Below are 17,473 nucleotides of genomic sequence, written 5' to 3'. Positions count from 1 at the left end.
AGGCCGTTCCTACTCCCCGACCCTGGACAGGATCTGGCTTTTCAGTTCCAACAGATCGTGTTCTATCACATTCCAGACCGCATCGCGGTCGATCCCAAAATAGTGGTGAATAAGGACGTTCCTCATTCCGATGATGTCCGTCCAGGGGATTCCCGGGTTTTCGGTCCTGAATTCTGATGAAATCCCCCTTACGGCTTCCCCGATGATCTGAAGGTGGTGGATCACCCAAACCTGTGCCATCTCATCATTGTAGAAGTACTCGCGTCCTCGGGCCGATACTCTTTCAATTCGTTCGATGGCTTCGATAACATCCAGCAGCCGTTCACGATCGTCTCTCATAAAGGCCGCGCTTCCTGTAAAACCCTTGATCGAATACGCTCCCGAAGTCCCGCTTCGGTCACAACATCAACCGAACGACCAAGCAGGAGCGAGAGATCCATCGCAAGACCGCCCACGTCAAGGAGACTCCGGTCGGGATCGAGATCGATCAGGAGGTCGATATCGCTGTCTTCCCGGGCTTCGTTTCGTGCCACGGATCCGAACACCCGCACGTTTCTGGCTCCCCTCCGGTGCGCGAGAGATAGGATCTCATCCCGCTTCTGGATGAGAAGGGTATAGATATCTGCTCCCGGATTCATGCCCAAGAAGTACTTACGACGATCGCGTGTCTTAAATGTTCTCATGCGCTCTTACTCCCCGGCGCTGCTGTGGTGCCGGGGAGTATCGGACCGTCACCCCCGCCCATGCTCCTGGTGGGCACGGGCCAAGTGCTGGGCTGCGAGGGCGCCGAGGAGGGAGAGTTCGCCGGCGAGCACCCCGGCGGCGACGATCTCGGCAAACGCCTTTGCGTGGGTTCCCGGCGGGTCGCCGCCCCCGGCGACCCCGAGCATCGCGAGGCACTCGTGCTGGGTGTCGACCCCCGTGCCGCCGCCGACCGTCCCGACCGGGAGAGACGGGAGGGTGACCGAGACGTAGACCCCGCCGTCCACCCGGTCGACGGTGGTGATCGCGGTGCTCCCTTCTACGACGTGGGCGGGATCCTGCCCGCAGGCGATGAACATTGCGGCGACGACGTTTGCCGCGTGGGCGTTGAACCCGAACGAGGCCGCCCGGGCCGAGCCCACAAGGTTCTTCCTGTAGTTGACCTCGATGAGCGTCTCCGCGTCGGTCTTCAGGAGATCCACGATCGCCGCGTCGGTGAGCCGCACGCCCGCGACCACGGTCTTCCCCCGACCCCGGACCAGGTTGATCGCCGCCGGCTTCTTGTCGGTGCACATGTTCCCGGACGTGGCGACGAGGCGGGCTCCGGTCTCCCGCTCGATGAGTTCGCCGACCTTCTGACCCGCGATCGTCACCATGTTCATGCCCATGGCGTCCTTGGTGTCGAACTCGAGCCGGACGAAGACGCTTGTCCCGGCAACGTAGGTGACGGCTTCACGGAACTCGCCGTGTTTCGTGGTGCTCTCTGCGACCTCGCGGACTTCCGCGGCGTGGCTCTCCACCCAGGCCGCCACCTCGCGGGCGTGGACGACGTCCCGGGCGGCGAAGACCGGCGCCCGGGTCATCCCGTCCCGCATGATCCGCACGTCCGCGCCCCCGGCCCGGGTGACGAGCGAGCAGCCGCGGTTCACCGAGGCGACGAGCGCCCCTTCGGTTGTCGCGAGCGGGAGGTAGTAGGACCCGTCGGCGTACTCGCCCTTCACCCGGAGCGGTCCCGCGACACCGAGCGGCACCTGCACCGTGCCGATCATGTTCTCGATGTTGCGCTTCACGACCCGGTCAAGCCCGATGGAAAACGACCCGACCTTCGGGAGGGCGGCGCCGGTCTCGCCCTCGACGAATGCCCGGCGCACCCGGACGGCCTCCTCGGGGGGGAGCTCCTTCTCGAGCGCGTAGAGTTTGAGAGACCCGTCTTTCAGCCTCTCGATATACTCATCCATGAATAAGTATGAGAACTCATACCTAAAGATGGCTGGTGGTCGATGTGGGGAAGGAACAGTGGTGCCTTGCGGTGCCGAGACGAGAGGCTGAAGAGAGGCGGCGCCGGCTGCTCGAGGAGGGGCTCCTCGACCGGCGGTTCCGCCCGCGTCCGGAGGGTGACGTGATCCTCTTCCCGGTGACGGAGGAAGTTCCGGGCGCCGTCCGGTGCGAGTTCGAGGCCGTGCCGGAACGCCTCGACCTCCCCCGCCACGAGCTCGTGGGCGGGATTGCCATCATGCAGGAGAACGATCCCGGGGGCGCGGAGCGGCTGCTCGCCTCCCGCCCGTCGCTTGAGACGGTGCTCTTCCCCGAGACCGCGGTCGAGGGGGAGTACCGCACCCGCCGGTTCTCTGTCCTTGCGGGAGTTCCCACCACCCGCACCCGGGTGACGGAGTACGGTCACTCCTTCGACGTCGATCTCTCCCTCGCCTACTTCTCCGCCCGGCTCTCGACCGAGCGGCAGCGGATTCTCGGGGCGATGGCGGGGGGAGAGCGGGTGCTCGATATGTTCGCCGGCGTCGGGCCGTTTGCGATCACCCTCGCCGGGAAGGCGGGAATCGTCGTCGCCGCGGACCTCAACCCCGCCGCGGTCCACCTCCTGATCGAGAACATCGCGCTCAACCGCGCCGGAAACGTCATCCCGGTGCTCGCCGACGCCGCCCACCTCCCCCGGCTCGGCTTTCCCCCGTTCGACCGGGTCGTCATGAACCTCCCCCTCGCCGCGCCGGAGTTCCTCCCGGCGGCGGCCGCCCTCTGCCGGGACGGCGGGACGATCCACCTCTACGCGCTCCAGGAGCAGGAGGGCGAATACCTCCCCCTGATCAGGGAGGTTACCCGTGGGGAGGTCGCCGAGCGGCAGGTCAGGTCGTATTCGCCGGGGAGGTGGCACGCGGTGTATGATATCGTGGTGGAGAAGTAAGGGGATCCCTTGGATTGCAGCTCTTGCATTTTCAGTAATCAAATATGCTTCTTCTTTTTTGGCTGGGCATATCTCCCACTGCTCACCGAGCATCACATTGTGGGGGGGTGAGACTGCGATGGGGGATGCTCCCCCCTCCCCGCCAGCCCCACCACCCCCAGGCGCGATATCTCCCACGGTCCAGTGTACCGGGTTTTTCCCTCAGTCAGGTTGCTCCCCTCTCTGGTGTATCGTGTAGTGGGGGTCACCAGTAACCATCCACCGAACTTCGCGCGAGGTTGTCGTAGGGGATAGCTCCTGGGTCTCACGCGATGTCGTGAAGATCGCGAAAGAGACTCCGGCAACCCTGCAGACTCCGCAGGTTAGAGCGATAGAAGTGGAGGTATAGGGATGGCGTCTCGCGCAAACGCGCAAGACGCCGTCCGGGGCTGCTCTCCGGGCAGCCCGAAAAAGTGTTTATTCCGCCGGCACGAACTTCGTGCCGTAGTGGATGGTGCCGCTCTCGCCGTCCGCCGCTATCCGGCGGAAGACGCTTTTGACCCGCATCCCGATCTTAATATCCTCGATGGGACATGCGATCTGGGTGGTGAGCCTCGGCCCCTCGTCGAGTTCGACAACCGCGAGGACGTAGGGAGTGGTGTTCTCGAACTGGTCGCTTGCCGACCGGATCACCGTGTAGGTGACGACCGATCCTTCGCCGGTGAACTTGTGGTCGACGATGTTGCCGCTCCGCCGGCAGTCGGGGCAGAGCGACCGGGGCGGGAAGAAGTGCTGCCCGCAGGTCGTGCACTTCGTCCCGACGAGGTTGTAGCGCTGCGGGATCTTTCTCCAGAACCGTGAAACCGACATCTTCAGGCCCCCAGGATGTGCACGACGACCGTCGCACCGGTGCCGCCGACGTTATGCGCCATACCGATCTCCGCGTCCACCTGCCGGCCCCCGGCCTCGCCGCGGAGCTGGCTGACGATCTCGTAGATCTGTTTGATCCCGGTCGCACCGACCGGGTGGCCGCAGGCCTTCAGGCCGCCGCTCGTGTTCACGGGGATCTCCCCGCCGAGGGCCGTCGCCCCGTCCGCGGTGAGTCTCCCTGCCTCGCCCTTCTTGCAGAACCCGAGGTCCTCGATCGCGCAGATCTCCGCGATCGTGAAGCAGTCGTGGACCTCAAGCATGTCGATGTCCTTGTGGGTGAGGCCCGCCTGGGTGAACGCCCGTTTGCCTGCGGCGACCGAGGCGTCCAGGGTGGAGATGTCCCGCCGGTCGTGGAGCGCGATGGTGTCGCTCGCCTGGGCGCTTGCAAGCACCCTGACCGGCGAATCGGTGAACTCGCGGGCACGCTCGAGCGGCACCACCACGACCGCCGCCGCACCGTCGGTGATCGGCGAGCAGTCGAAGAGCCGCAGCGGGTCGGCCACGAGCGACGAATTTAGAACAGTATCGACCGTGATTCGGTTCCGGAACTGTGCGATCGGGTTCTTCGCGCCGTTCTCGTGGTTCTTCACCGCGACCAGTGCAAGCTGCTCCCGGGTGAGGGGATAGCGGTGCATGTAGTCGTTTGCAATCATCGCATACAGCCCGGGGAAGGTCGCCCCGGCGAACCCTTCCCACTCGCGGTCCGCGGCGCTCGCGAGCATGTCCACGCTCGCCCCGGTCCCGACGTCGGTCATCTTCTCGACGCCCGCCGCGACGACGACATCTTCCATGCCGCTCGCGACCGCGATCACCGCCTGCCGGAAGGCAAGCCCGCCGGAGGCGCAGGCCGCCTCCACACGGGTCGAGGGAGTGTTGTTCGTCGCAAGACCGGCGTAATCCGCGATCAGGGCACCGATGTGCTCCTGCTCGACGAACCGTCCGGCACTCATGTTCCCGACATAGAGAGCGTCGAGCCTCTCGCCGGTGACACCGGCATCCTCGAGCGCCAGCGCCCCGGCCTTGACGAAGAGGTCGCGGAACGAGGTTCCCCAGTGCTCCCCGAACTCCGTGCACCCGACTCCGATTACTGCTACGTCTCTCATTTCTGCATCACGATCTTTCCCTTGTGTTTGGCATACAGTGCATAGTCGAGGTATGTCGGATCTGCGAGGAGTTTCTCCACGCTCGGTGCTGCCGTCCGGTCGAACTCAACGGAGTCGATGGCATCGGTCACCGTGATGTCGAAGGCGTCGCTCCCCGCTCCCGACCCGAACGAGGTGACGAAGATCCGGTCGCCAGGCTTCGCCACATCGAGCGTGGCCGCAAGCCCGATCATCGACGCTCCCGAGTAGGTGTTGCCGAGCCTCGGGACGACGAGGCCGGGTTCGATCTGCTCAGCCGTGAACCCGAGCGTCTTTGCCACCCGCTGCGGGAACTTCGCGTTGGGCTGGTGGAAGACGGCGTAATCGTAGTCCTTCGGGTTCGTCCCCGCCTGCTCAAACATCAGCCGGGCGGCGCCCTGGACGTGCTTGAAGTAGCCGGGATCGCCGGTGAACCGACCGCCGTGGCGGGGGTAGTTCTGGCCTTCGCGCCGCCAGAAGTCGGGCGTGTCGGTGGTGAACGAGCAGGTGTGGTTGATCTCGGCGATGACGTCCTCGTTGCCGATGACGAACGCCGCCCCGCCGGCCGCCGCCGTGTACTCGAGCGCGTCGCCGGGAGCGCCCTGCGCCACGTCCGCACCGATGGCGACCCCGAATGGGATCATCCCGCTCTTGACCATGCCCATGCAGGTCTGGATGCCTGCCGTTCCCGCCTTGCACGCGAATTCGTAGTCGGCGGCGGTCATGTTCGGGGTCGCCCCGATCGCCTCGCCGACCGTGCAGGCCGTGGGCTTGACCGCGTAGGGGTGCGACTCGCTCCCCACGTAGATGGCGCCGATGGCCTCGGTGTCGACGTTTCTCCGCCGGAGTGCGGCGCGTGCCGCCTCGACGGCGATCGTTGCGGTATCCTCATCGAGATCGGGGACGGACTTTTCAAAGACCCCGAGACCTCTCGTGATGTCGTCTGCGTTGGCGCCCCAGACCCGCGCGATCTCCGGGACTTTTATCCGGTATCGCGGGATGTAGACGCCGTATGAGTAGATGCCTACCATAGTTTTCCTCGTAGTGAACTGATGATCGTCTCGACATCCATCTCGGTGCAGAGCACGCTGATCCGGTCGCGTTCCGCGAGACCCGGGATCAGTGGATGCACCTCGTCCGGGCCGATGCCCTGCAGCACCACGCAGCGCGGTTTGAACGGCGTGACCCGGATCGCCACCATGGGAGACTTTCCGGTCGAGACCTCGGTGAAGATGAGGGCACGTTCCGTGCTCCAGCCGTAGATGCGGTTGAACTCGCTCGAAGAGAGCTGGAGGATCGCGTTGAGGCTGTTGATCACCGTATACCCATAGAGGGCCTGATCCGCCGGCCCGCAGAGCGTGACGGCGCCGATGGCCTCTGCAAAGTCGGAGAGGGTCACCGGGGACGCGTACTCGTGGATGTCGTAGATGACGTCTTCGTCGAATTCGCTGTACAGGATTTTCGCAAATTTGTTGATGAACCGGCCGCCGTTGTCCTCGTCGATCGAGAGGATCGTATCGACGATTTTTCCAACGATGGCAGTTCCCGGACTCTTTCGCCGTCCGCTTTCGTAGTCGCTGATAACTGAGGGAGAGACCTCCAATCGCTCGGCAAGCAATCCCTGGGGGATGTTAAAGCTCTGCCGCCACTTCTTGAGGGCCTGACCCGGTGAGTCCGAGAGTGTGATTTCTCCTGCCATTTTCTCGGCAAGTTGATGCCGCACCCCGGATTTCATACAGGTACAGTCAGCACCCCCGACTTAAATAATTAGCGTATCCCACATCGACATTTCACGAAGATCGCGAGGATGGGATCGTTGCGCAACCCGTATATAGTATGCATCTCAATTATGGTATAATGGTTGAAGCGGAAGATCTGCAGTCCCTGAAGACGATCGCCCTGCTCGGCGGGTGCCGGGGGCCTATCTGGCTCTCGTCGCAGTCGCTCGGTAGCGTACTGGGTATCAGCCCCCAGACCGCTTCGCGGCGGCTGATCGCGCTTGAGCGGCAGCAGTTCGTCACCCGATCGATGAAGCCCGACGGTCAGTACGTCGCCGTCACCCGGGAGGGCGAGCAGGCGCTGAAGCGGGAATACGCGGATTACGTCCGGATCTTCAACCCGGATCAGAGGGGGTACACCCTGACCGGGACGGTGATCAGCGGGCTCGGGGAAGGCCGTTACTACATGAGCATCCCTCACTACAAGGAGCAGTTCGGCGGGTGTCTCGGGTTCGAACCCTTCCCCGGAACCCTGAACATCAGGCTCGATGCGGCGAGCATCGCGGTCAGAAAGCATCTCGATCACGCCGGGTGGATCGACGTTCCCGGATTCACCGCCGACGATCGGACGTTCGGCGGCGCACGGGTGCTCCCCTGCCTGATCAGGGGGTACAGGTGCGCGATAGTCGTGCCCTCCCGCACTCATTACCCGGAGGATACCATCGAGGTCATCGCCGGGTGCGAACTCCGCAAAGCCCTGAACCTGAACGATAACGATACGATCGAGGTGGAGATTACCCATGATTGATGCAGCCATACAGGCCCTTGCAAGGGGCGAATTCGTCCTGCTATATGACTTTGACAACCGCGAGCGCGAGACGGACTTCGCGATCCGCTCAGACGCCGTCACGCCCGCCCACATCCGGCAGATGCGTAAAGACGGCGGCGGGCTGATCTGCACGGCGGTCCACCCCGAGGCTGCAAAGAGGCTCGGTCTGCCGTTTGCGCACGAAGTCCTGCGGGCCTGCAGCCTCGTTGAGAGGGACGGGGAGGTCCCGTACGACCCGAAGAACCACTCCTCGTTCTCCCTCTGGGTGAACCACCGCGAGACCTATACCGGGGTCACCGACCGTGACCGGGCGCTGACGGTCACCGCCATTGCAGATGAGGTGAGCAAGTCGCTCAACGGCGGCGGGCACGACTTTGCGGCGCACTTCCGGACACCGGGACACATGGCGCTTCTCCGGGCAGCCGACCGGCTCCTCGACGAGCGGCGGGGGCAGACCGAGCTCTCGATCGCGCTTGCGACCATGGCCGATATCACTCCGGCGGTCACGATCTGCGAGATGCTGGACGACGAGACGGGGTTTGCCCTCACGAAGGAGGGTGCGATGGAGTATGCGAGAAAGCACGGGCTTGTCTTCATCGAGGGGAAAAACGTTCTGGACCGGTGGGAGTCGGAGAAACTGCAATAATACCCACCTCTTTTCGATCCTTCCCCGCAAAGCCCGCCTCCCGGAAAGTATTCCTCGGGACCTTTTTGGACATCGCCCGCAACGTGCTCGGGCTCTCCGGTTGCGCCGCAAAACGGCGCAACTCGTGTATTTTCAAAAACAATATATACGATTGTACGGCACCATAAACGGATGAAAAGAGATGCTGTGGCATACTTGAATACGAGAAAGAAGGGGGATTTCGCAGCACAAAAGGGGGATGTCGAGGACTTTTGCAAGTACCGGTTTCAGATTGTTGAAATCTTCCACGATCACCGGGCAAATGCAACGCCCCCGGAGAAGCGGAAGGGTTTTTCGGAGATGCTGGAGTATTGCGCCGCCAATAACTGTCCCGATATCGTTATCTACGATCTTGCGGGCCTCGCGAGGGACCCGGACGCCGGGCTTGCCGCACTCAAAACCATGAACGAGCACTACACCGTCTACTGCGTGAATAACGATTTCTTCGGGTTCCGGGACGACCAGGAGCAGAGGAGGGCGGCGATCGGCAACTTCATCACGTATATGGAAGAGTACCGCGAGAGTGGCCGGAAGACCGCCCCTCCTGTCTCGAAGAAGACGAAGAAGGATGACGGGCGCCCCATCGGGAGGCCGAAAGCGCTCAACGAGGGGCAGGTCGAGGCTCTCCTCACGGTACGACAGTCCGGGACGAGCATCAGCCAGATTTGTCGGATGTTCGACGTCAGCAGGAGCACGGTCAGCAAGATCCTCGCGGACTACCCGGAACTGAAGGGGGAGTGGAAGGGCGCCCGGCAGGAGCCGGAGGAGTGATCCCTCCCGGAAAATCCTCTGTTCCGGCTACTCCTGATCGTTGTATCTCTCTGTTATCCACGACTCGATCCGGGTGATAACCAGGATCGCGATCATGCCCAGCACCGCGCCTATCATGAAGACGACCCGGGCGTAGCCGCTCTTCGCTCCCTCCTCCCAGATGTCTACGAGGTAAGAGATTGCCGAGATGAGAGAGAGGGTTCCGAAGGCCAGAATGAAGGTGAGTATCTTTTTTCGGTTCATGGTGAAGATGTCTCCTGACCGTTCCGCCCGTGTTCCTCGCATCGGAACCGGGACTGCATCGCCAGCGTAAGAATCGAATCTTTTGCTATATACTCTTTCTGTCCAGTCTCTTTACAGATTGGCGCTTTCATACCGCCCTTCATGGAAAAGAGCCGCTGTAACCGGGGACAAGGGATCACGCAACAGATGCGGCAGCGTTCGGGAGCATCCCCAAGAACGAATGGCAGTTGCCAGCAAAAAAAAGAGTTTTCGGAGGTAAAACCTCTACAACTGCACCTGGGTGAGCGCGTCGTAGACGATCTTTTTGTAGAGGTCGGGCTGTGTCCCGTACTCCTCCTGGGCCTTCTTCGAGTCGTCGGTGGTGCCGAAGGCATCCAACCGGTCCAGGGTTTCGCGGGCGGTATCGAGCACCCAGAGGTCGCGGGTCTCGCGGTCCACGACCGTGATCGACTCCACGCGGACCGAGACCAGGCAGTTCCCGTCCGGGGTCGTGTAGAGGTTCGGTTTCCCGACGACGGCGACGAAGGCCGGCGGCTCTATCCGGGCAAGTTGCTGCATCGCCTCGGGCTGGTAGGAGCCCGCCATGATGAAGAAGGTGCCCGTCGGGTCGACCACCCTTCCGCGATAGAAGATGTTCTGGTCGCCCTGCCGCTGCTTCTCGGTGAGCGTCCCGGCGATGAAGATCCGGTTGCTCCGGATCCCGCTCGGGAGGATGACGTAGGTCGGGCTCTTCTCGTCCTCGCCGTCCTTGAACTGGTAGCGAGTCTCGCGGAGCTCGGATGCGAAGACCCTTCGTGCCGGTTCGCGCTCGAATGCGCTCTGGGGCTTCATGCCGGTTCACCCCCGGCGCGGTTCAACAGTGCAGCCAGTTCTTCGGGCTGGAACACGATCGGGGTGCAGGAGTTGACGAGCAGCCTGCCGCCGAACTCGTTCCCGCTGCAGGTGTAGTAGCGCCCGAGCACCATGTTCCTGATACGGTAGAAGATCTCGTCCATGCCGAGCGGGTTCGTCTCCGCGATCTGAATGGCCTCATCAAGGGTGATCCCGGCGAGGGCTTCGACGACCTCGCGCTGCATCAGGACGTTTCTGGCGCGTATGCCGTCGTCGAGAACCGCTTTTATGCGGAGGTCGTAGCGGAACTCGGGCTGGATCTCGTGTACCGGGCAGTAGTTCTGCCGGGAGAGCGTCCGGTTGCAGCCTTCGACGGGGCACCGCTTGATCAGGCCCGAGCCGGGAGCGACGTGGACGAGAGCTCCCTGGATCTCGGTCTCGGTTCGCCCGACCTCGATATCGCCCTCGTCGGCGATGTACATCGCGGTGTTCAGGGCGAGGGAGAGCCTGCCGTTGTACTCGTCGACGGTGGCGTAGTAGATGTTGTAGACGGCATCGAGGTCTAACTTATCCTTCCCCGGCGTCTCCTCTGGAGCCGCCGGGCCGGCTCCGTCCTCTTTCCAGATAACGAACTTGATGGTGCCGGTTTCGTCGCCGAGGAGCCCCGTCTGGAGCATCCGGTCGTGGGAGGCTTCCCATTCCTGGACGAACTTGGCCCGCACGCTCCCGACACCGGGCTTCAGCTCGGCGATAGGCGTGATCGAGGGGAGGAGCGGGGCGTCCTTCTCCATCTGGGCGATGGTGGTGCCCGAGTGGATCTTCAGGTTCGGCGCACCCTTGTACTCGTCGACGACCGCGGACTCGAGCCGGTACCAGTGGCCGTACTCCATCGCGGGAGCGTTCGCCCGGGCCCAGGTGACAAAACGGATGGCGCCGCTCGAGTCGGCGATGATCCCGGTCTGCGCGATCGAGGGCGAGACAGGCGGGGTCAGGGCAACGATCTTCCCCTCGATCGTGACCCACTCGCCGGGAACGATCTCGTGTATCGGGCGGAGCTCGGTGGAAGAACTCCCGACGCCGGTGACGTTGTACTCACGGGCGAGATCGGCCGTCACGGTTCGTTCGGCCTCGTCGACGTTGACGCCGAACTCCTCGACGAGACGGCTGAGGCGTGATTCGATCTTCTGCCGATCGGGCTGTGCGCCTTTTGCTTCAAGTTTCCGGGAGATTCTCTCTGTTACCTCTGATAGGTTCATACTTACATCTCCAGTCTGTACTTCACCTCGCGAGGGTATTAAGAACTCGGCCCGCGATGTGAAAGTAAGTTCGGAGTCTGCCCTGAACGCCCGCCGTGCGCCCGGGCCGGAAGAGAGCACGGCAGGAGCCGGTCGCCCCGACTATCACGCGACGCACGTGTCCCCGTTGACCGGAGGGGCGGTATCCATGCGGGTCGCTGGTTGCCTGCACCTGCCGGGGTGGGCGAATGCGCCGTTTAAGTGTCCGCGAGCAAATCGGGGCACCTCTGCACCCGATACTTGAATGTATATATAGGGGCAAGGCCATACAGCTGATGCATGGCATTGACTGCGGACAGTACAATCGCGGAACTCCTTCGGGAGAAGCCCGAATCGGCACAGGTACTCTTCCGGTTCGGCATGGGTTGCCTTGGCTGCGCCATCGCAAACAACGAGACGATCAGGGAGGCCGCCCAGGCGCACGGAATTCCCCTCGAAGAGATGCTCTCCGCCCTCGGCGTCGCCGAGGCGTAACCGACTATAATCGTTCCCGGAGGCGCTTGAGTTCGGCGAGAGCGGCCTCCGGATTTCTTTTCATGTAATCTGCAATTTCCGGGATGTGCAGCAGCGTACAGCCGGCGCACCCCCAGATCCTGCCGCCGTTGGAACTATCGACCCATTCACCGAGTTCTTCGTCCGCACAGGGGTAGCATGGGCAGTAGCAGTAGTCGCACCGCTGGCCTGGGAAATGGCAGGGGTAGTAGGGGCAGTTCTCCTTCTGCCATTCCACCCAGTGATCCCCGCCGTAGCGGCTGTAAATGAAGAATGACGGCTCGCTCCGCTGGATCTTCCCCTGCTGCCGTGCGAGGGCCTCCGGGAGACCGTGCAGAACCGCCGCGTGAACACGCCGTCCGATCTCCGTCAGCGTCCCTGCGTAGGTCTGCACACCGAAGGTGTCCCGCTCGCAGGCGACGGCGACCGCGTCCGTCGTGGTCCCCGGGAAGTCGTAGCCGAGGTCGTGGAGCGCCTGGGCCTTCGCCCCCGTCGCGGTCACGATCGTCTCAAGGAGTGCCGAATCACACATCCCCTCCCGGCTGTAGACGATGATGTTGATGGTGTGCGGGGCGTCGGCCCTCGTGGGCCTCCCCGTCGGGTTGGTCACCCCGGCGGTGATGAAGACGGTGACGAAGTCGTACTGGAGCACGCAGAGGTGGTGCATCCGAACAGCGGTCAGGAGGCCGAAGTAGTCCCGGAAGATCCCGTGCCGGGCCGCGAGAAGGTCGAGATGGCGCACCGGATCGCCCGCGAAGTCGCGGGGCACGGTGTGGTTCAGGACCGTCGTGACGTCGGCGATACCACCGTTGACGCCGGTGCTCGCCGCCCTGAACCGGCCGCGAAGAAAAAGAGTCTCGTCCCTGACGAAATGTCTCATACGACGGAATAACGGGTCCGGTCTTTCAGTTCCTGCTGCTTGCCCGCGTTCCATCCCGCAACGTCCTGGAGGTACCCGGTGACCCTGCTGATCTGCATGACATCGTGGCTCCCGCACTCCGGGCAGACGGCCTTGCCGCAGAGCGGACAGTACTCGATGCTCTCGACGATTTCGTGGTGGCAGTCGCAGTGGTCGAGCGGACACATGACCTCGAGCGACGTCTCGCCGCAGTGAGGACAGGGGTTCTCGTCCACGACGAAGTGGCAGGTGTGGCACTTGTACCGCCGTTCTCCCGCGGGGATTTCATCGAGGCTCCGGTATTTCTCCGCCAGTTTAAGTTGTTCGGGACTCCAGTTCATGATACGAGTATCTGCGGGAGAATATATAATCCTTCAGATGCGGGATAAGCCGCATCCGCCTCAGATCACTCATAGGGTTCGTCATCTCCCCTGACGGGGATCAGAACGGAGAACTCATCACCGGCGGATGCGGGAGAGGCGTTCGGCTTCGGCGCCCGGGTCCTCCGCCTCGTAGATGCTTCTCCCCACGATGATCCCGTCGACCAGCCGGGCAACCGCGTCGGGGTCGCCGCCCTGCGCCCCCACGCCCGGCGAGTAGATCGCCTTGCTCCCGACGATCTCCCGGAGCCGGGCGATCCGTTCGGGGCGGGTGGCCGGAGCGATGATGCCGTCGGCCCGGCAGGCGACGGCGAGCTCCGCGAGGCGTTCGCCCACGCCGCCGTGGAAGAACTCGGTCGCCCCGGGGTGGCTCATCTCGGCGACGATGTAGGCCGCTCCGCTATGCCTGTGAGCCACCTCGACGCAGGTTCTCGCGGCATCGGCTCCCACGAACCCGTGGGCGATCACGGCGTCGAACCCGGCCGAGAAGATCGCTTCGCAGATGAGGCGGTTGGTGTTCGGGATGTCCGCGACCTTGAAGTCGGCGATGAGCGGGAGGGCGAGATCGGCGAGTTCCTCGACGATCGAGAGGCCTGTCGAGAGGACCAGAGGGTAGCCGATCTTGATCGCGTCGATGAAGGGTGCACACGACTCCGCGATGCTCACCGCCTGTTTCCGGTCGAGGACGTCGAGAGAGAGGATCAGCTCGGTCATGACCCCAGCCTCTCGAGGGTTGCCGCAACCAGGAGCGGCAGGTTGATGGTCGCGTCGCCGTAGACCGTTGCGGCGGTGGCCTCGCCGGTGAGTTTGCCCCACGACCGGGCCTCGTCGAGCGTCGCCCCCGAGAGGCCGCCGAGGTCCGGCCGGTCGCCGGTGAGCTGCACCGCGTAATCGAACCCGGTCTCGGTCATCAGTTTGCTCTGCAGGATGTAGTTCTTCGGGACGCCGCCGCCGACGAGGATGGTGCCGGCCCGTTCGGCCTCAAAGCACCGGTCGAGGAGCCCGGGCATGTCGGCAAACGCGCTGACCGTGACCTTGTGTGTCTGGGAGAAGAGCCAGTACTGCAGTCCGATCATCGAGTCCTGGATGGCCGGGCAGTAGACCGGCACCCCGGCCTTTGCCGCCGCGGAGAGGATCCCCGAGTCAAGCCTGCTCCCTATCCGGCCGAGGAGATCGGAGATCGAGACCGTCGAGCCTTCGGGGAGGGACGAGTAGGTGTCCTGCAGGAACTCCTCGAACCGGATGAACGCCTCGTTCGGGAGGAAGATGTCGTAGATCCGGTTGACTCCCTCCTCGCAGAGTTCGGTATCGGAGACCTGAGCGGTCCCGTGGTAGTGGTGGCACCCGATCGCCTCGATGACGTCGTGGGTGAGGTTCGCCCCCGTCGAGACCAGCACGTCGATATGCCCTCTCTCGATGAGGTCGGCGACGATGCCTCCCATGCCGCCGGGCACCATCGCGCCCGAGAGGCCGAAGAACTTCAGCGCTTTCTCGTCGCGGAGCATCCGTTCGTAGATGTTGACCGCCTGCCACAACGATCCCCCGTTGTAGGCTCCGGCTTTCCCGAGTTCGTCGACGAGTTCGCCGACCGTCATCCCGGGGTGCACCCGTGCCTGCTGAACCGCTTCCCCGTACTTGAAGGTCATGATACTGTTACACCAGCTTCTGTACGAGATATTGGCATTCATGCACGATAATGGATCGTCTTTTCGCCGGGCCGCCGGGGAGTGCCCGTCGGCTGAAAGGGATGTCCTGCTAAAAATGCCATGATATTGCGGGGGCCCGGTGGTCGGGCCCCCACTGCCAGACAGGGGATGACTGGTTATCCGACACGGGATGATCCCACTCGTCCCGCCGTGTCGGGATCCGGTATACCCGGACCATCTCTCTAGAGAGCGGACTTTCGGGCCGGAAACGGAAAGGCGTCCAGAAGGCCTACCTTCGTCTTCGTTCCGTGCATACTCGGCCGCGAACTCGTACAGCCTGCCGTAAAACCCCGTCCGACAAGGGTGGCACCGTCGCGGACGGAGAGGTCAGGGCACGCATACTTTCGCCGCAGATCGTCGGCACGGGATCACCAGAGAGTAAGTTAACTCACAAACATTATAAATCTTTTTTTGTAAAGTTCATTTGATTGACGTGGTGGGGGAGGCATCGCATCCCCGGCCGTGTTGCAGCACGTTCTCTTCCCATGCCGGGACGCCGCGCACCAGGGGTCGTGCGAGGTGCCGGCGGGCGGTAGGGGGTACCTCGTACCACCCGGGCCGGATCCGGCGCTCCAACGCCTCGGTCTCGGGCTCGCGACTACGCTCGCCGCAGACCCTGCACTTGTAGCCTTTGCCGGTTCCGGCGCTCGTCATCCGTTTCCCGCAGGCCGGGCAGACCGGCGGGCGGATCCGAACCGCGTCGGCGAGGCGGGCGACCCCGAGTTTCTCGAGGTTCAGGCTCCCTCCCTTGTAACTCCCGGCCGCGGCCACCACGTCGCCCGGGACGAGCGCCCTCACGACGCCCCGGAACCCCTTGGTCGGCTCGTAGGCCATGCAGCGGAGATCGACGCCGCAATCTTTCAGGAGGAACGTGACGTGGCCGCCGGCCCCGGTGGCCGCGATCTCCGCGACCGTGCCCACCACCAGGTACGACCGCCCCTCCCGGAGGGTTGCGGCCGATCCCGGCACCAGGTGAGCGTCGGTTCCCTGGTTGGTGGTGTAGACCTGCTCGCAGGCAGGCTCCTCTGAGCGGACAAAAGAACGCGCCTCTTTTACCCATGCCGGGCTCTCCCCCCGGATGCCGAAGAGGACAGGGTCGGGTGTGTGGGGTACCCCGACCACCACGCCGTTCTCCCGGTCGACCGTGTCCCAGGTATGCGGGTAGGTCCTCTCCTCGGCGCGAAAGAGGCTCGCCGCATCCACCTGCCGGTGTGTCCCCCACGCCGGGCGCTTCCGGTAGGCGAGCAGTTCGTAGGTCAGGTCGGGGAAATCGCTTGAAATCGCCGCCGTTGCGCCGATGAGCCCGCGCCGGTTCTTGTAGCCCCGGTACAGGGCCCCGGCCGCCTCGAGCACCCCGACGGCCTCGTCCACGGTGCAGTAGTCCCGGAGCGCCGCGTAGTAGAAGTCCGGCGGCGGGCGGACGCTCGCCACCGCCACGCCGGGGTTGGTCTTTTCATCGCCGAACTCCGCGAGTTCTTCGACGCACGCGGTGGCGAGTGCGAAGACCGTCTCGGGATCGCCGTCGGCCTCGATGGCGATCGCCGCGTTCCCCCGGGTCTTGTGGATGACGTTCGGGTTCAACCGGACCAGGCGGGCGCCGACGACGCGCAACCCCGCCTGCGCGAGCCGCCGCACCAGGACCGCACCGAGGTAGGTGGTGCACATCCCGGCAGGCGAGTCCGTATCGTCGATCCCGATCCACATAACCCTCTAGTTTATATCGTCTCCGGCTATATCGATTCTTACGGGTTATGTCGCAGGATCGCCTTCCTCAGATGGTCATCAGCATCATGCTCCTCGCGAACTTCGACGTCTCGGAGCGATGCAACATCCGTCCGCGGAGTTTCGACCTTATCGCGAAGAAAGGCGACAACCTCGTCATCATCAAAGTCGCCTCTCATATCGACAGCGTGAGCGCCGACATCACCTGGGATCTCAACCTGATCGCCCGCTACCTGGAGGCCACCCCCCTCATCGTCGGGGAGCGGGCACGCGATACGGATCTCGAACGCGGTGTCGTCTACATCCGCTACGGGCTCTTTGCCCTCAATCCCGAGACACTCTACGACTACTTCGTGGAAGGGCTCTCGCCGATGGTCTACGCCTCCCCCGGCGGCCTCTACGTGAGGATCAAGGGCGACCTTCTGCGGGAGGTGCGGGAGCGCTTCAGGATGTCGCTCGGGGATCTCGCGTCGCACCTCGGGGTTTCCCGCCGGACAATCAGCAAGTACGAGAGCGGGATGGGTACCACGCTCGACGTTGCCATCAAGCTCGAGGAGATCTTCAACGCCCCCCTCGTCGAGACGATCGAGCTCCTCGGTTACCGCACTCCCGAACCCGAGAAGCATCTGGAGTCCACGCCCGGCGACGTTCTGGCCGACCTCGAACGTATGGGGATGGAGATCCATGCGATGCGGCAGGCCCCGTTCCAGGCGCTGGCGCTCTTCGATCGGCACACGATCCTGACGGCGTACGGCACCTCCCAGAAGATCGTGAAGCGCGCTTCGCTCATCGGCAACATCTCGCAGATCACGAAGACGTTTGCCATGTGCGTCGTCACGGATTACAAAAAGCAAAAAAAGATCGGCAAAACGCTTCTTATCGGAGAAGAACATCTCCACACCCTCGAAGACGGCTCGGAACTCATAGATATGATAAACGAGTGAATAAGTTTATATAGAACCACAAACCTACCT

General features: G+C 63.3%; 21 protein-coding genes. 6 read left to right on the top strand and 15 right to left on the bottom strand.

Features of this window, described 5'->3' with window-relative positions; translation table 11 throughout:
• Nucleotides 1–9: 9 nt before the first annotated feature.
• The 3 genes from MEMAR_RS11680 to hmgA all read right to left on the bottom strand — a co-directional run bounded on the left by MEMAR_RS11680 (nt 10) and on the right by hmgA (nt 1,940).
• Nucleotides 10–339, bottom strand: coding sequence for a HepT-like ribonuclease domain-containing protein (locus tag MEMAR_RS11680; protein ID WP_011845199.1), 330 nt, complete (start codon nt 337–339; stop codon nt 10–12).
• Nucleotides 336–638 carry a nucleotidyltransferase family protein gene (locus MEMAR_RS11675; protein WP_048064021.1) on the bottom strand — a complete coding sequence of 101 codons (303 nt, stop codon included), beginning with the start codon at nt 636–638 and terminating at the stop codon, nt 336–338. Before MEMAR_RS11675 ends, MEMAR_RS11680 begins: the two co-directional genes overlap by 4 nt.
• Before the next feature lie 93 nt (nt 639–731).
• Nucleotides 732–1,940 (bottom strand): hydroxymethylglutaryl-CoA reductase (NADPH), encoded by a 1,209-nt coding sequence (gene hmgA / locus MEMAR_RS11670; RefSeq protein WP_011845197.1) that lies wholly within the window; start codon nt 1,938–1,940, stop codon nt 732–734.
• A 44-nt stretch (nt 1,941–1,984) separates the two neighbouring features.
• Between hmgA and MEMAR_RS11665 the strand changes: the two genes are divergently transcribed.
• Nucleotides 1,985–2,899: a class I SAM-dependent methyltransferase gene (locus tag MEMAR_RS11665; RefSeq protein WP_011845196.1), complete on the top strand. Its 915-nt coding sequence runs from the start codon at nt 1,985–1,987 to the stop codon at nt 2,897–2,899.
• Between the two features lie 456 nt (nt 2,900–3,355).
• On the opposite strand, the gene MEMAR_RS11660 is transcribed toward MEMAR_RS11665, so the two are convergent.
• From MEMAR_RS11660 to MEMAR_RS11645, 4 genes are read right to left on the bottom strand one after another with little or no spacing between them, the layout of a single operon-like run.
• On the bottom strand, nt 3,356–3,748 hold the full coding sequence (locus MEMAR_RS11660) for a Zn-ribbon domain-containing OB-fold protein (RefSeq protein WP_011845195.1): 393 nt from the start codon (nt 3,746–3,748) through the stop codon (nt 3,356–3,358).
• Nucleotides 3,749–3,750: 2 nt separating this feature from the next.
• Nucleotides 3,751–4,911, bottom strand: a complete 1,161-nt coding sequence (locus MEMAR_RS11655) for a thiolase domain-containing protein (protein ID WP_011845194.1) — start codon at nt 4,909–4,911, stop codon at nt 3,751–3,753.
• Nucleotides 4,908–5,960 carry a hydroxymethylglutaryl-CoA synthase gene (locus MEMAR_RS11650; RefSeq protein WP_011845193.1) on the bottom strand — a complete coding sequence of 351 codons (1,053 nt, stop codon included), beginning with the start codon at nt 5,958–5,960 and terminating at the stop codon, nt 4,908–4,910. Before MEMAR_RS11650 ends, MEMAR_RS11655 begins: the two co-directional genes overlap by 4 nt.
• Nucleotides 5,954–6,664 (bottom strand): helix-turn-helix domain-containing protein, encoded by a 711-nt coding sequence (locus MEMAR_RS11645; RefSeq protein WP_011845192.1) that lies wholly within the window; start codon nt 6,662–6,664, stop codon nt 5,954–5,956. Before MEMAR_RS11645 ends, MEMAR_RS11650 begins: the two co-directional genes overlap by 7 nt.
• 122 nt (nt 6,665–6,786) lie before the next feature.
• Between MEMAR_RS11645 and MEMAR_RS11640 the strand changes: the two genes are divergently transcribed.
• From MEMAR_RS11640 to MEMAR_RS11630, 3 genes are all read left to right on the top strand, one after another.
• On the top strand, nt 6,787–7,455 hold the full coding sequence (locus MEMAR_RS11640; protein ID WP_011845191.1) for a DUF120 domain-containing protein: 669 nt from the start codon (nt 6,787–6,789) through the stop codon (nt 7,453–7,455).
• Complete coding sequence (ribB, locus tag MEMAR_RS11635; protein WP_011845190.1) at nt 7,448–8,122, top strand: 3,4-dihydroxy-2-butanone-4-phosphate synthase; 675 nt, start codon at nt 7,448–7,450, stop codon at nt 8,120–8,122. The genes MEMAR_RS11640 and ribB overlap by 8 nt, the downstream gene beginning before the upstream one ends.
• 186 nt (nt 8,123–8,308) lie before the next feature.
• Complete coding sequence (locus MEMAR_RS11630) at nt 8,309–8,932, top strand: recombinase family protein (protein ID WP_245526607.1); 624 nt, start codon at nt 8,309–8,311, stop codon at nt 8,930–8,932.
• A gap of 27 nt (nt 8,933–8,959) precedes the next feature.
• Here the strand turns inward: MEMAR_RS11630 and MEMAR_RS11625 are convergent, their stop codons facing one another.
• From MEMAR_RS11625 to MEMAR_RS11615, 3 genes are all read right to left on the bottom strand, one after another.
• Nucleotides 8,960–9,175, bottom strand: a complete 216-nt coding sequence (locus MEMAR_RS11625; RefSeq protein ID WP_011845188.1) for a hypothetical protein — start codon at nt 9,173–9,175, stop codon at nt 8,960–8,962.
• A gap of 264 nt (nt 9,176–9,439) precedes the next feature.
• On the bottom strand, nt 9,440–10,006 hold the full coding sequence (locus tag MEMAR_RS11620) for an RPA family protein (RefSeq protein WP_011845187.1): 567 nt from the start codon (nt 10,004–10,006) through the stop codon (nt 9,440–9,442).
• Complete coding sequence (locus tag MEMAR_RS11615) at nt 10,003–11,262, bottom strand: nucleotide-binding protein (RefSeq protein WP_011845186.1); 1,260 nt, start codon at nt 11,260–11,262, stop codon at nt 10,003–10,005. The genes MEMAR_RS11620 and MEMAR_RS11615 overlap by 4 nt, the downstream gene beginning before the upstream one ends.
• 318 nt (nt 11,263–11,580) lie before the next feature.
• Between MEMAR_RS11615 and MEMAR_RS11610 the strand changes: the two genes are divergently transcribed.
• Nucleotides 11,581–11,775: a DUF1858 domain-containing protein gene (locus MEMAR_RS11610; protein ID WP_011845185.1), complete on the top strand. Its 195-nt coding sequence runs from the start codon at nt 11,581–11,583 to the stop codon at nt 11,773–11,775.
• Nucleotides 11,776–11,779: 4 nt separating this feature from the next.
• Here the strand turns inward: MEMAR_RS11610 and MEMAR_RS11605 are convergent, their stop codons facing one another.
• The 5 genes from MEMAR_RS11605 to MEMAR_RS11585 all read right to left on the bottom strand — a co-directional run bounded on the left by MEMAR_RS11605 (nt 11,780) and on the right by MEMAR_RS11585 (nt 16,481).
• Entirely contained in the window at nt 11,780–12,673 is an 894-nt protein-coding gene (locus MEMAR_RS11605) for an adenosylcobinamide amidohydrolase (RefSeq protein ID WP_011845184.1), read from the bottom strand.
• On the bottom strand, nt 12,670–13,032 hold the full coding sequence (gene nrdD / locus MEMAR_RS11600) for an anaerobic ribonucleoside-triphosphate reductase (protein WP_011845183.1): 363 nt from the start codon (nt 13,030–13,032) through the stop codon (nt 12,670–12,672). Before nrdD ends, MEMAR_RS11605 begins: the two co-directional genes overlap by 4 nt.
• A gap of 117 nt (nt 13,033–13,149) precedes the next feature.
• On the bottom strand, nt 13,150–13,785 hold the full coding sequence (gene pyrF / locus MEMAR_RS11595; RefSeq protein ID WP_011845182.1) for an orotidine-5'-phosphate decarboxylase: 636 nt from the start codon (nt 13,783–13,785) through the stop codon (nt 13,150–13,152).
• Nucleotides 13,782–14,717, bottom strand: a complete 936-nt coding sequence (locus tag MEMAR_RS11590; protein WP_011845181.1) for a deoxyhypusine synthase — start codon at nt 14,715–14,717, stop codon at nt 13,782–13,784. Before MEMAR_RS11590 ends, pyrF begins: the two co-directional genes overlap by 4 nt.
• 480 nt (nt 14,718–15,197) lie before the next feature.
• Nucleotides 15,198–16,481, bottom strand: a complete 1,284-nt coding sequence (locus tag MEMAR_RS11585) for a tRNA(Ile)(2)-agmatinylcytidine synthase (protein ID WP_011845180.1) — start codon at nt 16,479–16,481, stop codon at nt 15,198–15,200.
• Between the two features lie 47 nt (nt 16,482–16,528).
• Between MEMAR_RS11585 and MEMAR_RS11580 the strand changes: the two genes are divergently transcribed.
• Nucleotides 16,529–17,443, top strand: coding sequence for a transcriptional regulator (locus MEMAR_RS11580; RefSeq protein ID WP_011845179.1), 915 nt, complete (start codon nt 16,529–16,531; stop codon nt 17,441–17,443).
• Nucleotides 17,444–17,473: the final 30 nt, after the last annotated feature.

Source organism: Methanoculleus marisnigri JR1 (genome assembly GCF_000015825.1).
Taxonomy (GTDB): domain Archaea; phylum Halobacteriota; class Methanomicrobia; order Methanomicrobiales; family Methanoculleaceae; genus Methanoculleus; species Methanoculleus marisnigri.
The sequence above is the reverse complement of the archived record's forward strand: the minus strand, read 5'-3'. Positions and strand labels throughout refer to the sequence as shown.

Bases quoted from the DNA above. Each gene is read 5' to 3' on its own strand.
- MEMAR_RS11585 (WP_011845180.1), bottom strand. From the start codon at position 16,481: ATGTGGATCGGGATCGACGATACGGACTCGCCTGCCGGGATGTGCACC.
- MEMAR_RS11580 (WP_011845179.1), top strand. From the start codon at position 16,529: ATGTCGCAGGATCGCCTTCCTCAGATGGTCATCAGCATCATGCTCCTC.
- MEMAR_RS11605 (WP_011845184.1), bottom strand. From the start codon at position 12,673: ATGAGACATTTCGTCAGGGACGAGACTCTTTTTCTTCGCGGCCGGTTC.
- MEMAR_RS11640 (WP_011845191.1), top strand. From the start codon at position 6,787: ATGGTTGAAGCGGAAGATCTGCAGTCCCTGAAGACGATCGCCCTGCTC.
- MEMAR_RS11615 (WP_011845186.1), bottom strand. From the start codon at position 11,262: ATGAACCTATCAGAGGTAACAGAGAGAATCTCCCGGAAACTTGAAGCA.
- MEMAR_RS11655 (WP_011845194.1), bottom strand. From the start codon at position 4,911: ATGAGAGACGTAGCAGTAATCGGAGTCGGGTGCACGGAGTTCGGGGAG.
- pyrF (WP_011845182.1), bottom strand. From the start codon at position 13,785: ATGACCGAGCTGATCCTCTCTCTCGACGTCCTCGACCGGAAACAGGCG.
- nrdD (WP_011845183.1), bottom strand. From the start codon at position 13,032: ATGAACTGGAGTCCCGAACAACTTAAACTGGCGGAGAAATACCGGAGC.
- MEMAR_RS11645 (WP_011845192.1), bottom strand. From the start codon at position 6,664: ATGAAATCCGGGGTGCGGCATCAACTTGCCGAGAAAATGGCAGGAGAA.
- MEMAR_RS11675 (WP_048064021.1), bottom strand. From the start codon at position 638: ATGAATCCGGGAGCAGATATCTATACCCTTCTCATCCAGAAGCGGGAT.
- MEMAR_RS11680 (WP_011845199.1), bottom strand. From the start codon at position 339: ATGAGAGACGATCGTGAACGGCTGCTGGATGTTATCGAAGCCATCGAA.
- ribB (WP_011845190.1), top strand. From the start codon at position 7,448: ATGATTGATGCAGCCATACAGGCCCTTGCAAGGGGCGAATTCGTCCTG.
- MEMAR_RS11650 (WP_011845193.1), bottom strand. From the start codon at position 5,960: ATGGTAGGCATCTACTCATACGGCGTCTACATCCCGCGATACCGGATA.
- MEMAR_RS11660 (WP_011845195.1), bottom strand. From the start codon at position 3,748: ATGTCGGTTTCACGGTTCTGGAGAAAGATCCCGCAGCGCTACAACCTC.
- MEMAR_RS11610 (WP_011845185.1), top strand. From the start codon at position 11,581: ATGGCATTGACTGCGGACAGTACAATCGCGGAACTCCTTCGGGAGAAG.
- MEMAR_RS11625 (WP_011845188.1), bottom strand. From the start codon at position 9,175: ATGAACCGAAAAAAGATACTCACCTTCATTCTGGCCTTCGGAACCCTC.
- hmgA (WP_011845197.1), bottom strand. From the start codon at position 1,940: ATGGATGAGTATATCGAGAGGCTGAAAGACGGGTCTCTCAAACTCTAC.
- MEMAR_RS11590 (WP_011845181.1), bottom strand. From the start codon at position 14,717: ATGACCTTCAAGTACGGGGAAGCGGTTCAGCAGGCACGGGTGCACCCC.
- MEMAR_RS11620 (WP_011845187.1), bottom strand. From the start codon at position 10,006: ATGAAGCCCCAGAGCGCATTCGAGCGCGAACCGGCACGAAGGGTCTTC.